The sequence below is a fragment of the Sphingobium sp. KCTC 72723 genome (assembly GCF_014280435.1).
GTDB lineage: Bacteria > Pseudomonadota > Alphaproteobacteria > Sphingomonadales > Sphingomonadaceae > Sphingobium.
The window spans coordinates 264,676-277,317 of sequence record NZ_CP060388.1; the positions used below are offsets into that span (position 1 = coordinate 264,676).

Annotated in this window: 16 protein-coding genes; 9 read left to right on the top strand and 7 right to left on the bottom strand. The window is 63.2% G+C overall.

The window, feature by feature from the left end; genetic code table 11:
* The first annotated feature begins 1 nt into the window (after nucleotide 1).
* Both fabZ and rpmE read left to right on the top strand, forming a co-directional pair.
* The gene (gene fabZ / locus SPBM01_RS01410; RefSeq protein WP_188063676.1) at nucleotides 2–481 is read left to right on the top strand and encodes a 3-hydroxyacyl-ACP dehydratase FabZ; all 480 of its coding nucleotides are present in this window, start codon (nucleotides 2–4) and stop codon (nucleotides 479–481) included.
* A 146-nt stretch (nucleotides 482–627) separates the two neighbouring features.
* Complete coding sequence (gene rpmE, locus SPBM01_RS01415; protein ID WP_188063677.1) at nucleotides 628–852, top strand: 50S ribosomal protein L31; 225 nt, start codon at nucleotides 628–630, stop codon at nucleotides 850–852.
* Nucleotides 853–1,388: 536 nt separating this feature from the next.
* Here rpmE and aroB read toward each other — a convergent pair.
* The gene (gene aroB / locus SPBM01_RS01420; protein ID WP_188063678.1) at nucleotides 1,389–2,495 is read right to left on the bottom strand and encodes a 3-dehydroquinate synthase; all 1,107 of its coding nucleotides are present in this window, start codon (nucleotides 2,493–2,495) and stop codon (nucleotides 1,389–1,391) included.
* Nucleotides 2,486–3,034, bottom strand: coding sequence for a shikimate kinase (locus SPBM01_RS01425; RefSeq protein WP_188063679.1), 549 nt, complete (start codon nucleotides 3,032–3,034; stop codon nucleotides 2,486–2,488). The genes aroB and SPBM01_RS01425 overlap by 10 nt, the downstream gene beginning before the upstream one ends.
* An 80-nt stretch (nucleotides 3,035–3,114) precedes the next feature.
* On the opposite strand from SPBM01_RS01425, the gene SPBM01_RS01430 reads away from it, so the two are divergent.
* From SPBM01_RS01430 to SPBM01_RS01450, 5 genes are all read left to right on the top strand, one after another.
* Nucleotides 3,115–3,303 carry a hypothetical protein gene (locus SPBM01_RS01430; RefSeq protein ID WP_188063680.1) on the top strand — a complete coding sequence of 63 codons (189 nt, stop codon included), beginning with the start codon at nucleotides 3,115–3,117 and terminating at the stop codon, nucleotides 3,301–3,303.
* A 6-nt stretch (nucleotides 3,304–3,309) separates the two neighbouring features.
* A complete protein-coding gene (locus SPBM01_RS01435) occupies nucleotides 3,310–5,115 on the top strand; it encodes a hypothetical protein (protein WP_188063681.1) in 1,806 nt (601 codons plus the stop codon).
* 2 nt (nucleotides 5,116–5,117) lie between these two features.
* Nucleotides 5,118–6,047, top strand: coding sequence for a tyrosine recombinase (locus SPBM01_RS01440; protein WP_188065502.1), 930 nt, complete (start codon nucleotides 5,118–5,120; stop codon nucleotides 6,045–6,047).
* Between the two features lie 11 nt (nucleotides 6,048–6,058).
* Nucleotides 6,059–7,003, top strand: a complete 945-nt coding sequence (locus SPBM01_RS01445) for an acetyl-CoA carboxylase carboxyltransferase subunit alpha (RefSeq protein ID WP_188063682.1) — start codon at nucleotides 6,059–6,061, stop codon at nucleotides 7,001–7,003.
* 70 nt (nucleotides 7,004–7,073) lie between these two features.
* Nucleotides 7,074–8,552 carry a M48 family metalloprotease gene (locus SPBM01_RS01450; protein ID WP_188063683.1) on the top strand — a complete coding sequence of 493 codons (1,479 nt, stop codon included), beginning with the start codon at nucleotides 7,074–7,076 and terminating at the stop codon, nucleotides 8,550–8,552.
* Nucleotides 8,553–8,621: 69 nt separating this feature from the next.
* Here SPBM01_RS01450 and SPBM01_RS01455 read toward each other — a convergent pair whose 3' ends face one another.
* Together SPBM01_RS01455 and SPBM01_RS01460 are read right to left on the bottom strand one after the other, a co-directional pair.
* Nucleotides 8,622–8,783: a Flp family type IVb pilin gene (locus SPBM01_RS01455; protein ID WP_056687935.1), complete on the bottom strand. Its 162-nt coding sequence runs from the start codon at nucleotides 8,781–8,783 to the stop codon at nucleotides 8,622–8,624.
* A gap of 139 nt (nucleotides 8,784–8,922) precedes the next feature.
* Nucleotides 8,923–9,108, bottom strand: a complete 186-nt coding sequence (locus SPBM01_RS01460; protein ID WP_188063684.1) for a Flp family type IVb pilin — start codon at nucleotides 9,106–9,108, stop codon at nucleotides 8,923–8,925.
* 81 nt (nucleotides 9,109–9,189) lie between these two features.
* Here SPBM01_RS01460 and SPBM01_RS01465 point away from each other — a divergent pair, with 81 nt between their 5' ends.
* On the top strand, nucleotides 9,190–9,597 hold the full coding sequence (locus tag SPBM01_RS01465) for a (deoxy)nucleoside triphosphate pyrophosphohydrolase (RefSeq protein ID WP_188063685.1): 408 nt from the start codon (nucleotides 9,190–9,192) through the stop codon (nucleotides 9,595–9,597).
* 40 nt (nucleotides 9,598–9,637) lie between these two features.
* Here SPBM01_RS01465 and bfr read toward each other — a convergent pair whose 3' ends face one another.
* The 3 genes from bfr to SPBM01_RS01480 form a co-directional block, all read right to left on the bottom strand.
* The gene (bfr, locus tag SPBM01_RS01470) at nucleotides 9,638–10,117 is read right to left on the bottom strand and encodes a bacterioferritin (protein ID WP_188063686.1); all 480 of its coding nucleotides are present in this window, start codon (nucleotides 10,115–10,117) and stop codon (nucleotides 9,638–9,640) included.
* Between the two features lie 149 nt (nucleotides 10,118–10,266).
* Entirely contained in the window at nucleotides 10,267–10,437 is a 171-nt protein-coding gene (locus tag SPBM01_RS01475) for a bacterioferritin-associated ferredoxin (RefSeq protein WP_017182815.1), read from the bottom strand.
* A 59-nt stretch (nucleotides 10,438–10,496) separates the two neighbouring features.
* Complete coding sequence (locus SPBM01_RS01480; protein ID WP_188063687.1) at nucleotides 10,497–11,735, bottom strand: DUF418 domain-containing protein; 1,239 nt, start codon at nucleotides 11,733–11,735, stop codon at nucleotides 10,497–10,499.
* A gap of 65 nt (nucleotides 11,736–11,800) precedes the next feature.
* Between SPBM01_RS01480 and SPBM01_RS01485 the strand changes: the two genes are divergently transcribed.
* On the top strand, nucleotides 11,801–12,574 hold the full coding sequence (locus SPBM01_RS01485) for a methyltransferase domain-containing protein (protein WP_188063688.1): 774 nt from the start codon (nucleotides 11,801–11,803) through the stop codon (nucleotides 12,572–12,574).
* Nucleotides 12,575–12,642: the final 68 nt, after the last annotated feature.

Consider the following 12,642-nt stretch of genomic DNA (forward strand, 5'->3'; position numbering starts at 1 on the left):
CATGACGGGGGAGGTTGAAAATACCGGCGCGCGTGGCCCGATGGATGTCCGTCGGGTCATGGCCGCGCTGCCGCATCGTTACCCGATGCTGCTGATCGACCGTGTAGTGACGCTGGTGCCGAACCAGTCTATCCATGCGATCAAGGCAGTGTCGGTGAACGAACCCTTTTTCCAGGGGCATTTCCCGACCCGGCCGATCATGCCGGGCGTGCTGATCGTCGAAGCGATGGCACAGGCGGCGGGCGTGCTGGCGGTGGAATCGATGAATTTGGCCGATTCGGGCAAACTCGTCTATTTCATGAGCATCGACGGCGCGAAATTCCGTTCGCCCGTGGAGCCGGGCTGCCTGCTCGACCTGCATGTCGAAGTCACCCAGAACCGGGGCGCGATCTGCAAGTTCGCGGGCAAGGCGATGATCGAGGGCAAGCTGGTCGCAGAAGCGCAGTTCGTCGCGATGATCAGCGACCCGCCCAAGGACTGAAAGGCTCATCCGTCGTGCCAGCGTTCGCTGGCATGACGGGAAGGGTTACCCTTGCCATGACGCGCCAAACCCGCTAACGGCGCGCCTTCGCAGTTTTTACCGCATCCACAGCCGGTCGGAACCGGCACTATACGGAGCATGACGCCATGAAGGCCAACACCCACCCCGCCTACCACATGATCAACGTCCAGATGACGGACGGCACGGTCTTCCAGACTCGCTCCACCTGGGGCAAGGAAGGCGACACGATGGCACTCGACATCGACCCCAAATCGCATCCGGCATGGATCGGTGGCCAGCGCCAGATGGACCAGGGCGGCCAGGTCGCGCGCTTCAACAAGCGCTTTGGCGGCCTGTCGCTCAAGAAGTAATCGCGCCTTCATCGGTTCGAACGAAAAGGGCGCCTGCGGGCGCCCTTTTTTGTTCGTTGGACGGGTGGTGATCAGCCTGTCGGCTTTTGCTCATATTGCTGCAAAAGCGGACGCCCCCTTTCCGTCATGCCAGCGAAGGCTGGCATCTCAGGCGGAGACACCCAACGATAGGGCATGGCGCGCGGTGGCTACACTTGCATCATGGCCAATAAGGCAAGGGGCATCCGTTCTCAGACGGAGAAGCGAAAAGGTGGAACGTTCTAAAATCCTATTCAGCGGCCAATCCCCACTTCCCGATCGCGCCAAATCTGTCACCCGGTCGCCACAGCCGGGAAGAAAAACATCCTATTACTGCCGCCGTGCATGATTTTTCTGTCTTATTTCCGTCGGGTCACACCATCCTGCGTCAGTCTTTGAAACGTTAGATAACGCGCGTTCGCGCCCATGCGTGCGCGCGCCCGCGCGCCCGCCATAGTGTGAACTTCGGGAGAAATGCGCGGTTTTTCGCCTGCGAATCGATTAGGGGCGCGGCAGGTCTATCTCGCCCGATCCGCGTCCAGAAATGCGGCGACATCATTCAGCACGACATCCTTCGACAGAAACGTCTGGCCGATGCCGCGCGCCAGCAGGAAGGGCAGGGTGCCTGCCGCCATCTTCTTGTCATGCATCATATGGCCGACCAGCGCTGCGCCGTCGGCGCGAACATGCGCGGTTTCCAGATCATGGGGCAATCCGACCGCGCGCAGATGCGCCGTCACCCGGTCCGCGTCCACCTGTGGGCAAAGGCCCAGCCGCGCCGAATAGCGGAACGCCAACGCCATCCCCGCCGCAACGCCTTCGCCATGCAGCAGCCGGTCGCAAAAGCCAGTGTCCGCCTCCAGCGCATGGCCAAATGTGTGGCCAAGGTTGAGCAGCGCGCGGCGGCCCGACGTCTCCCGCTCGTCATCGGCGACGATCGCGGCCTTGGCACGGACGCTGCGTTCTATGGCGATGGTGCGGGCATCCGGGTCGCCTGCCAACAGCGCAGCGGCATTGGCTTCGCACCAGCCAAAGAAATCGGGATCGTCGATCAGGCCATATTTGACGACTTCGGCATAGCCAGCCCGCGTTTCACGCAGCGGCAGACTGTCGAGAGTCGATGGGTCGATCAGCACGAGCGATGGCTGGTAGAAGCTGCCGACCAGATTCTTGCCTGCCGCCGTGTTGATCGCCGTCTTGCCGCCGACCGACGAATCGACCTGCGCCAGCAAGGTGGTCGGCACCTGAATGAAATGGCAGCCACGCTTGAGGACGGAGGCGGCAAAGCCGACCAGATCGCCGATCACACCGCCACCCAGCGCGACGATATGGTCCCCCCGCTCGATTTCTTGGCGGAGCAGCGCGTCGAGCAGATGTTCCAGATGCCGCCAGCTTTTGGTCTGTTCGCCCGGCGGCAGGATGATCGGTTCCAATGTGATGCCCGCCGCGCGCAGGCTGGCGTCCAGGCGCGGCAATTGCGCGACCGCGACATGAGCGTCGGTGACGACTACCAGCCGCCCCTTACGCGCATAAGGGGCCAGCGTTTCGCCTGCACGGTCGATCGCGCCCTGTTCGATGCGAATGTCGTAACTGCGCGCGTCCAGCGCGACGCGGACTATGGCCATGCCGTCAATTGCTCCATGATGCGTTCGACCGTGACTTCATGCGGCGCAGCGATGCTCTGCACATGAATGGGGGCAAGGGCGTAGACAGGATTGCGCACGGCGGCCAGGTCAGCCAGCACGGCGCGCGGATCGCGCCCCTTCAACAGCGGGCGTCCCTCGCGGCGCGATACGCGGTCCACCAATATGTCGATGTCGGCGTCCAGCCAGATTGCCGTTGCAAGATCCAGTATCAGCGCACGCGTCTCATCCTGCATGAACGCGCCGCCGCCCGTGGCGATTACCTTGGGCGCACCGTCCATCAACCGGGCAATGACACGCCGTTCGCCGTCGCGGAAATGCGCTTCGCCATAGCGCGCGAAAATCTCCGTCACGCTCATGCCTGCGGCCTTCTCGATCTCCTCGTCTGCATCGACGAAATGGAGGCCTAGACGCGCAGCGAGCCGCCGCCCCACGGTCGATTTGCCCACGCCCATCATGCCGACAAGGACAAGGGGACCGCGCCCGGCCGACGCTTCGGGGAATTTGCTGTTTCGCTGCATGGCGACCGGGGCTATACAGCGACCCGCAGGAGAGGCAAATTGCATCTTTCCCGTCTCGCAGCCCAGCCGCAGAAGGTTTCATGAAGAATAATCGCAATTTCAGCAGTTTTGACGGTGGCACGCGCCGCCGGGGGACGCGCCTGCCCATCATTCCTATCGCTTTGGTGGTGTTGCTCGTCCTGCTCCTCGTCTTTCTCTGGTCGCGCGGTGGCGAACAGCCGCAGCAGCGCGTCGAAAAAATCATCCCCGCCGAGCAGCTGGGGAAATAAGGGATCATGCGATTGCGGGGGAATGTGCGCTGGACGCTAGGCAGCTTCGCGCTGGCGCTGGCGTTGCCGGTCGTGGCGCAACAGGCGCCCGAATCGCTGTTGCCGCCCGGTTTCGGCGATGCACCCGAAGCGCCGCCGCCCGCAACCACGCGCGCCACGCCCGGCGCGCCGGCCATGCCGACTGCCCCCGCGCTCAATCCGGCGACCCCGCCTGACCTCGCCCTGTTGCCAGAGGTTGCCGACAATGCGGTGACGGAAGAACTGACGCCCGAAGAACTGGCGGCGCAAAAGGCGAAATATGACCTGCCCAAAACCGCGCGCCGCTCGCTCGACCGCATCGGACCACTGACGCCCGCGACGCGGGGCATGGAACCCAATGCCTATGGCGCACAATCGGGCAAGTTCCTGGCCGCGTTGATGCGCGAAACCCACGCGCCGATCGTGTCGCGCTGGGCCTCCATCCTGCTGCGGCGGACCTTGTTGTCGGCGGTCGATACGCCGCGCGACATTGATGGGGCGGACTGGACGGCGGAACGCGCCTGGCTGTTGCTGCGGATGGGGGAAGCGGACAATGCGCGCCTGATGGTGCAGAGCGTCGATCCCGATCGCTATACCCCGCGCCTCTACGCCATCGCGATGCAGGCATATCTGGCCGCTGCCGATCCGGCCGGGCTGTGTCCACTGTCCGAAGGGGCGTTGCGGTTCAGCAAGGAACCGGGTTGGGACATGACGCGCGCCATCTGCCCGGCCTTGTCGGGGGATCAGGGGACGGCCAGCGGCGCACTCAATCAGGCGCAGCGGCGCGGCGTGGTGCGTGGCATCGACTATCGGCTGGCCGAAAAGGTGGTCGGCACCGGCTTTAACGCCCGTCGTTCGGTCAAGATCGAATGGGACGGGGTGGACCGGCTGACCGCCTGGCGCTTCGGCCTCGCTACCGCGCTCAATGTCGAGATACCCGCTACGCTCTATGGCACGGTCGGCGCGCATGTGCGGGCGTGGGAAGCACGCGCGCCCGCGTTGGCGGCGGTGCGCCGCCGGGAAGGCGTGGAGACAGCCGCGCGACTGGGCGTGTTTTCCAGCGCGGCGCTGGTGGGCTATTATGGCCAACTGGCCAGCGACGGCGACGCACCAGCCGAAGTGGCGGACTGGATCGAGGCGTTGCGTACCGCCAATGCCGGATCGACCGTGGGTGCGCGCATCGGCGCAATGCAGACGGTATGGAAAGACAAGACGAAGCCCGATTATGTCGGCCTGATCGCGACGGCGCGTGCCGCCGCTGCCCTGCCGGTGGCGCAGGCGGATGCGCGTGACGCGGCCAATCTGGTCGCGGCCATGCTGGCGGCGGGCTATGATCGCAATGCAGCGCGCTGGGCGCGCGCCTTCGGGCAACTGGACGGTGATGGCGCAGCGCAATTTTGGGGGCTGCTGGCGGTCGGTGCGCCCAGTCCGGTAGTGGATATCAACGAAAGCCGCGTGAGCGCTTTCATCGACGAGGCTGGCCCGGAGCGCGGGCGGATGCTGATAGCGGCGCTGGCCGGTCTGGCGCGTCTCCCGTCCGATGAGGCTGCAACGCTGGCGCAGGATAATGGCATGGTGCTGGCCGCCAACAGCCAGTGGGCGCGCGCGATCGGCGCAGCCGCGCAGCGGGGCGAAAAGGCCACGGTCGCGCTGCTGGCTGCGGTCGGGATGCAGGGTGCGGACTGGACGCACTTGCCGCCCGCCCATCTCTACCATGTCGTGGCTGCCCTCCACCGTGTGGGGTTGGACCCCGAAGCGCGGATGATCGCGGCGGAGGCGATCAGCCGGATCTGATGGTGAGTGACGATGCTGCCCTCATCGACCGCTTTCTGGAAATGATGGCAGCGGAACGGGGCGCGGCGCGCAACACGTTGCTGGCCTATCGCGCTGATCTGAACGGCGCGGGCGCGCTGCTGGGGGGGCTTTCGACGGCGACCAGGGCGCAGTTGGGCGAGTTGGCGAGCGCATGGGCCGGTCTTGCCGCGACATCGGTGGCGCGCAAGGCTTCGGCGGTGCGGGCATTCTACGCCTTTCTGGAGGAGGAGGGGCTGCGGGCTGACAATCCTTCGGCGGCGTTACCCCGCCCGGTGACGCAGCGCTCGCTCCCCAAGATACTCTCAACCGCCGAAGTCGATTCGCTCTTTGCGTTGATTGCCGGGCGGCTGGATGTCGCCCATCCCGCACGGCTGGATCTGCGGCTCTCTGCGTTGATCGAATTGCTCTACGGGTCGGGCCTGCGCGCGAGCGAGTTGGTATCGCTGCCACGCCGGGCGCTGGCGAGTGATCGACCGTTCCTGATATTGAAGGGCAAGGGCGGGCGGGATCGGCTGGTGCCGATTTCCGATCGCGCGCGCGCGGCCGTGGCCGCTTGGCTGGCGCATGTGCCGGGGGATAGTGCCTGGTTGTTCCCTTCGGGCAAAAGCTATCTCAGCAGAATCCGCCTCTATCAACTGGTCAAGGCGCTGGCGGCGGCCGCGGGTATCGCCCCCGAACGGGTCAGCCCGCATGTGCTGCGCCACGCCTTTGCCACCCATTTGCTGGAAGGGGGAGCGGATTTGCGCGCGCTTCAATCCATGCTGGGCCATGCCGACATCGGCACGACGCAAATCTACACCCATGTCGACAGCCGCCGGCTGGTCGAACTGGTCAACAAACGCCACCCGCTGGCCACCACGTCAGCGTCCCATACGCATCGTTCCGTTGACGACGCGCCGTCAGCACCCTAACGCCTTGCGCCATGGTAAGCTTTCTGGAATTTGAAAAGCCCGTCGCGGAACTGGAAGCGCGGATCGTCGAACTGCGCGCCACCGCCAGCGTGGGTGATATCAACATCGACGGCGAGATCGCGACGCTGGAACAGCGCGCGGCAAAGATGCTGTCGGACACATATGCCAAGCTGACGCCTTGGCAGAAAACGCAGGTCGCCCGCCATGCGGAACGGCCGCATTTCAAGGATTATGTCGCCGGACTGTTCGACAATTTCATGCCGTTGGCAGGCGATCGCGCCTTTGCTGACGATCAGGCGATATTGGGCGGATTTGCGACGCTGGGCGAACGGCGCGTCATGGTGATCGGCCATGAAAAGGGCGACGATACGGCCAGCCGCGTGCGTCACAATTTCGGCATGGCCAAGCCGGAGGGCTATCGCAAGGCAATCCGCCTGATGGAACTGGCGGACCGTTTCGGCCTGCCGGTCGTGACTTTGGTGGATACGTCAGGCGCATTTCCGGGCGTCCAGGCCGAAGAACGCGGCCAGGCCGAAGCCATCGCCCGATCGACCGAAGCCTGTCTCGCGCTGGGCGTGCCGATGATTGCGGCAGTCGTGGGTGAAGGCGGGTCTGGCGGCGCGATCGCGCTGGCGGCGGCGAACCGCGTGCTGATGTTCGAACATGCCATTTATTCGGTGATCTCGCCCGAAGGGTGCGCGTCGATCCTGTGGCGCACGGCCGACAAGGCCAGCGACGCGGCAACCGCGATGCAGGTGACGGCGCAGCATTTGAAGGCGCTGGGCGTAATCGATCGGATCGTGCCGGAGCCGGTTGGCGGTGCGCATCGTGACCCGGTACAGGCAATTGCCAATCTGGGCGCTGCGATCGGCGCGGAACTGGATTCGCTCGACAGTCTTGACGCATCTGCTTTGCGCACGGACCGGGCCGATAAATTTCTCGCCATCGGTGCCTGACAGGTCGCATTTGCGGGAACAGGCTGCCATGCTCATCGTTGCGTCAGGGTAATGGTGAGGGTGGAGAGAGATGAACTGGAAGATTTCGCTGGCGTGCAGCGGTGCGGCTTTGGCTGCGATTGCGACGGTGCCTGTCGTCATTGGGCAGCAGCGCGCTGTCCGTACCGTGTCGTCGATCAGTGCGCAGGATAAAGCGAGCGGGGCCAAGCAGCATCCTGAATTATTGAAGGAATTTGGCGGTGCTTATGCAGGGCCGCAGGCACGCTATGTCGAAGGGGTAGGGCGGCGCATCGCCGTCCAGTCCGGCCTGTCCAATGCGCAGGGTGACTTCACCGTCACGTTGCTCAATTCCCCCGTCAATAACGCCTTCGCCATTCCCGGCGGCTATGTCTATGTCACGCGCCAGTTGATGGCATTGATGAATGATGAAGCCGAACTCGCCGGTGTTTTGGGCCATGAAGTCGGCCATGTCGCGGCTTTGCATGGCCAGCGGCGACAGCAGGCGGCGCAACGCAATGCCATTGGCGGCGCGTTGCTTCAGGCGCTGAGCGGCGCTTTGCTGGGCGATTCGGGGCTGGCGGGGCTGGTGCAGAAAGGCATCGGCACGGGCAGCCAGTTGCTGACGCTCAAATTTTCCCGCACGCAGGAATATGAAGCCGACGATCTGGGCATCCGCTATCTGGCATCGGGCGGCTATGATCCGCGTGCGTTGAGCGGGATGCTGGCATCGCTCGCGGCCCAGAGCAATCTGGACGCGCAGGTGGCGGGCAGCGCCCGGTCGATGCCCGAATGGGCCAGCACGCACCCCGATCCTGCATCACGGGTTGGCCGTGCGGCAAAGGGCGCGGCGAGCAGCGGATCGAAAAGCACCGTGCGCAACCGTGACGCTTTCCTCACGGCCGTTAATGGCGTTCTCTATGGCGATGATCCAAAGCAGGGCATTGTCGAAGGCAGCCGTTTCCGCCATCCTGACCTGCGCCTGGCGTTCACTGCACCCAGCGGGTTCGGCATGGAAAATGGCGCAGATGCAGTGTCCGTTACGGGATCGGGCGGGCAGGCGCAATTTGGCGTGGCGCCCTATTCAGGCAATCTCGCTGCCTATATCGATAATGTCTTTGCCAAACTGGGTGGCGCCAGCGGATCAGTGCCAGCAGGTGAAGTCAGTCGCACGACGGTCAATGGCTTGCCAGCGGCATGGCGCACGGTGCGCGCCAACAGCCAGTCGGGGCCAGTCGATGCGACTGTGTTTGCCTATGATTTCGGCGGCGGGAAAGCCTATCATTTCCTGCTGCTGACTGCTGCGGGGCAGGGAGTCGGTCCCTTTGCTCCTATGGTGCAATCGGTTCAGCGCCTGTCCGCGCAAGACGCAGCGGCGATCAAGCCGCGCCGCGTGGCCGTGGTCGCGGTCAAGGCTGGCGATACCGTCCAGTCGCTGGCGAAGCGCATGGCTTATGACAATCTGCAACTCCAACGCTTCCTGACGATTAACGCTTTGGCCGCCAATGCCAGCCTTAAACCAGGGCAAAAGGTGAAGATCGTTACCTGGTAATACGCGATAAACGAAAAGGGGCGGCGGACATGATGTCCACCGCCCCCTTCATTCGACAATCGTCTGGGCTTACTTGAGGTTGCCCGAAACGTTGTTGAAGGTGCTGCCGAGCTTCGTGCCCAGGCTGGTCATGGCGCCGATGGCGGCAACGGCGATCAAAGCAGCGATCAGGCCGTATTCGATGGCGGTCGCGCCCTTTTCGTTCTTCAGCATCTTACGGATGAACTGCATGTTGTGTCTCCTTGACTTGAAACTATGTTTAACTACCCGGCCGCCCCCGCGTTCGATTAGGTGGTCAGCGAGAATTGGATTAGACGAGGTCGGTTGAGAAACTCTTAATGCCAGCAACCAACCTGTCAGATATTGATGGTTAATGCGCCGTTACTTCATTGGCGACGTTACCCCACATGCCAGTGGTCTTATCAGCCACGTTGGTCAGCGCCGTGATCATGGCCAGAACGACCATGGCAAGGATGAGGCCATATTCGACAGCCGTCGCGCCTCGTTCGCATCGCGTAAGCCCCAGGCGGGTAAAAAAGTCGATAAGCCCGCGCATCGGATCCCCAGTTCGCTACAGACAGTCCCCGACCGACATGTAAAAGAGCCACGGTTAACAAAGCCCTTTCATAGGACGGATATGGTGTCTTTTTCTCCCCTGCTGGTCGTCGCGGCCGCTTTGATCGACGCTGACGGCCGCGTTCTGTTGCAGCAGCGCCCGCCGGGAAGGGCGATGGCGGACCTGTGGGAATTCCCCGGTGGCAAGGTAGAGCCGGGCGAAACCCCCGAAGCGGCGCTGATCCGCGAACTGGAAGAGGAGTTGGGCATCGCAACCCATGCCAGTTGTCTGGCACCTGCGGCCTTTGCCAGCGAACCGCTGGGCGACCGGCATCTGCTGCTACTGCTTTATGTCTGCCGCAAATGGCAGGGGGTGCCGGAAGCGCGCCATGCAACGGCGCTTAAATGGGCGCGGCCTGCGCAGATGTATGCGCTCGACATGCCGCCTGCGGACTTGCCGCTGATCGGAATATTGGAAGCATTATTGTAGGAGAGAGGCGGGCCATTTTGGCGGCCCGCCTGCACCAGGCTCAGCTTTCGGCTGGCTTGCTCTGCAACTGGATATAATTCTGGATGCCCATGCGCTCGATCATTTCGAACTGGGTTTCCAGCGTATCGACATGTTCCTCCTCGCTTTCGAGGATATATTGGAACAGGTCGCGGCTGACATAGTCGCGGATCGATTCGCAGTAGGCGATGGCGTCGCGCAGGACGGGCAGGGCTTCATATTCCAGCTCAAGGTCGGACTTGAGGATTTCCTCTACCGTCTCGCCGATCTTGAGGCGGCCGAGCAGCTGGAAATTGGGCAGGCCGTCGAGGAACAGGATGCGTTCCGCGACCTTGTCGGCATGTTTCATCTCGTCGATCGATTCGGAATATTCGAACTTGGCGAGCTTTTCGATGCCCCAGTGATTGAGCATCCGATAATGCAGGAAATATTGATTGATCGCGGTCAGCTCATTCCTGAGCACCTCGTTCAGATAGTCGATGACCTTCGGGTCGCCCTTCATGGCTTATGCTCCGGCTGATAGAATAGACTGCCGGACTATAGAGCGACTGCGCGCTGCTGTTAAGCGTAAAACCCTTGGAATTCCGCCATTTTTTAGGCCGCTATTGCGTCAAGTTCGCGCTGGGACGGTGCGGATGACTTGCAATGTAATCAGGCGGAAGCGCGTTCGGCGGCAATGATGGTGCGGGCAAAGGGGACGCACTGACCACATTTGGGTCGACGGCCAAAGCGGGCATAGGCACTGCACGGCGTATCGGCGCCGTCGCGCACGGCTTCCTTCAAGTCTTTTTCACGAATGGCATTGCAGACACACACGACCATCGAAGCGCTCTCCTGTATGATGGAGAGATAGCGCGTATGATAATGGGTCGCAATAGTAATCAGCTGCTTTTGCGAATCTTTTGCGGTTTGCCCTGGTACAGGCTCCGCCAGACCCATTCCGCCGGACCCATCGCGAAACGATTCGTCCAGAGCGGCGACCAGAGCAGCATCATGGCCCAGGCCGGCAGCACGAACAGCGGCAGCAAGGCCGGGCGGACATGGGCGAACAGGCCCAATCCCCAGCCATAGAAGATCGTCGTCATGATCAGGCTGGTAGCCAGATAATTGCTGAGCGTCAGTCGTCCGACCGCCCCGATTCGCGCCATCAGCCTGTGGTCGCGATGGCGCACGATTAGCCACAGGATCAGCGCGGCCCAGCCGACCGCCAGCGGTATGCGGAAGGGGAAGGACCAGGCGAGCGCAGTGCCGAAGGCGGGCAGCGGCGCAAAGTCGCTGGCGATGACCCAGCCCGCCAGCGCCGCCATGGGCAGCAGGCCGATCAGGAAGCAATGGCGGGCGGTGCGCCAATATTGGTCTGCGGGCCATTTGCCGGTCAGGAAGCCAAGTTTCAACATCGCCATGCCCAGCAGCATGAAGCCTAATGTATCGAAGCCGGTGAATAGGAAACCCCACAGCCATTCGCCGGGGAAATGCCCCAGCTTATGTTGCAGGATCATGCCGAAGCCGCTGCGGTAGGTCGCGATTTCCGCGCGGATGGCGGGGCTGGCCGGATCGGTCATGGAGGTCATGAAGGTTGTGAAGCCCTCACGCGTCGCAGCGCTGGCACCGGGCGCGGTGGCGGCATGGCTCCAGGCGTAGACGGTAGAGATGAAACCGGTGGCGAGCAGGAAATGGAGCAGGAACAGCAGGAAGGCAGTCTTGATCAAGGCCATCGGTTCCTGCCGGACGAAGGCGAGGGCAAAGAGGCTGAGGACTGCGTAGATCATCAATATGTCGCCCCACCACAGCAGCAGATAATGGGCGATGCCAATGGCGAACAGCCAGCCTGCGCGGACCATCTGCGCCCGTTTGCCATCGCGTCCGGCCATTTCCTCCCGGTCGATCAGCAGCAGCATCGATGCACCAAACAGCATGGCGAACAAAGCGCGCATCTTGCCATCGAACAGCAACAGGCTGCTGAGCCAGAAGGCGATGTCGCCCGGTGCCAGCGTTCCCGATGCGGCGGGGTTGAAATAGGCCGACTGGGGCAGGGCGAAGGCCGTGATGTTCATCCACAAGATACCCATCACCGCGCATCCGCGCAGCACGTCCATGGCGGGGATGCGGGGGGCGGTCATGGGCGAGTGGTCCTTATGATGTCGATACTGGCCAAGCGGCTGCTGCTCTGCCAAGGGCGGTAGCCATGAACGGCCCCCGCAAGCAACGGATAAGCGATGCGTTCGGCGCAGCGGCCGCGCATTATGACGATCATGCCGGGCCGCAACGCTTTGCCGCCGGGCTGGTCGCGGATCTGGCGCAGCGGCAGCGACCCGATGGCGTGGCGCGCATCCTGGAGATTGGTTGTGGCACAGGATTGCTGACGCGGGACGTTCAGGCGCGCTGGCCCGGCGCGGGAATGGTGGTGACGGACCTGTCGCCGGGGATGTTGGAGAAGGCGGCGTCGGGCGGGCTGGTCGGCGCGACCTTCCTGACCATGGATGGTGAAGCGCCGCTGTTTGAAGGGCCTTTGTTTGACCTGATCTTGTCCAGCCTGGCATTCCAGTGGTTCGACGATCTGGCGGGCGCAATTGCGCGGTTGGCGGGGCTGTTGCGGCCGGGCGGCAGCCTGATTTTCTCCACTATGGGGCAGGGCAGCTTTGCGCGCTGGCGCGCGGCGCATGGCGCGTGTGGGCTGGTCGCGGGGGTGCCGGATTATCCTGCGCTGGACGATGTGCGGGCGATGCTGGCGGGCTATGACGACGCCTTTGTGTTCGATGAGGATTGCCCGCTGGCCTGTGGCGGCGCGCGCGGGTTGATCGCGCATCTACGCGGCATTGGCGCTGTGGTGCCGGATGCCGGGCGAGCGCCGTTGCCGCCGGGGGCGTTGCGCCGGGTGATGGCGGCGTTCGACGCGGACGGCGGCGAGGATGGCTATCAGCTGTTGTTCGGGCGCGTCACGCGGGCGGAACTTCGCTAACTTCGTCCATAATGACCATGGCAGGTTTTGCCGATGGACGAGTCAGAAAGCACCAGCCCAAAAATAGC

Excerpts from the sequence above, each read along its gene's own strand:
- fabZ (WP_188063676.1), top strand. The coding sequence starts at position 2 with ATGACGGGGGAGGTTGAAAATACCGGCGCGCGTGGCCCGATGGATGTC.
- rpmE (WP_188063677.1), top strand. The coding sequence starts at position 628 with ATGAAGGCCAACACCCACCCCGCCTACCACATGATCAACGTCCAGATG.
- aroB (WP_188063678.1), bottom strand. The coding sequence starts at position 2,495 with ATGGCCATAGTCCGCGTCGCGCTGGACGCGCGCAGTTACGACATTCGC.
- SPBM01_RS01425 (WP_188063679.1), bottom strand. The coding sequence starts at position 3,034 with ATGCAGCGAAACAGCAAATTCCCCGAAGCGTCGGCCGGGCGCGGTCCC.
- SPBM01_RS01430 (WP_188063680.1), top strand. The coding sequence starts at position 3,115 with ATGAAGAATAATCGCAATTTCAGCAGTTTTGACGGTGGCACGCGCCGC.
- SPBM01_RS01435 (WP_188063681.1), top strand. The coding sequence starts at position 3,310 with ATGCGATTGCGGGGGAATGTGCGCTGGACGCTAGGCAGCTTCGCGCTG.
- SPBM01_RS01445 (WP_188063682.1), top strand. The coding sequence starts at position 6,059 with ATGGTAAGCTTTCTGGAATTTGAAAAGCCCGTCGCGGAACTGGAAGCG.
- SPBM01_RS01450 (WP_188063683.1), top strand. The coding sequence starts at position 7,074 with ATGAACTGGAAGATTTCGCTGGCGTGCAGCGGTGCGGCTTTGGCTGCG.
- SPBM01_RS01455 (WP_056687935.1), bottom strand. The coding sequence starts at position 8,783 with ATGCAGTTCATCCGTAAGATGCTGAAGAACGAAAAGGGCGCGACCGCC.
- SPBM01_RS01460 (WP_188063684.1), bottom strand. The coding sequence starts at position 9,108 with ATGCGCGGGCTTATCGACTTTTTTACCCGCCTGGGGCTTACGCGATGC.
- SPBM01_RS01465 (WP_188063685.1), top strand. The coding sequence starts at position 9,190 with ATGGTGTCTTTTTCTCCCCTGCTGGTCGTCGCGGCCGCTTTGATCGAC.
- bfr (WP_188063686.1), bottom strand. The coding sequence starts at position 10,117 with ATGAAGGGCGACCCGAAGGTCATCGACTATCTGAACGAGGTGCTCAGG.
- SPBM01_RS01475 (WP_017182815.1), bottom strand. The coding sequence starts at position 10,437 with ATGGTCGTGTGTGTCTGCAATGCCATTCGTGAAAAAGACTTGAAGGAA.
- SPBM01_RS01480 (WP_188063687.1), bottom strand. The coding sequence starts at position 11,735 with ATGACCGCCCCCCGCATCCCCGCCATGGACGTGCTGCGCGGATGCGCG.
- SPBM01_RS01485 (WP_188063688.1), top strand. The coding sequence starts at position 11,801 with ATGAACGGCCCCCGCAAGCAACGGATAAGCGATGCGTTCGGCGCAGCG.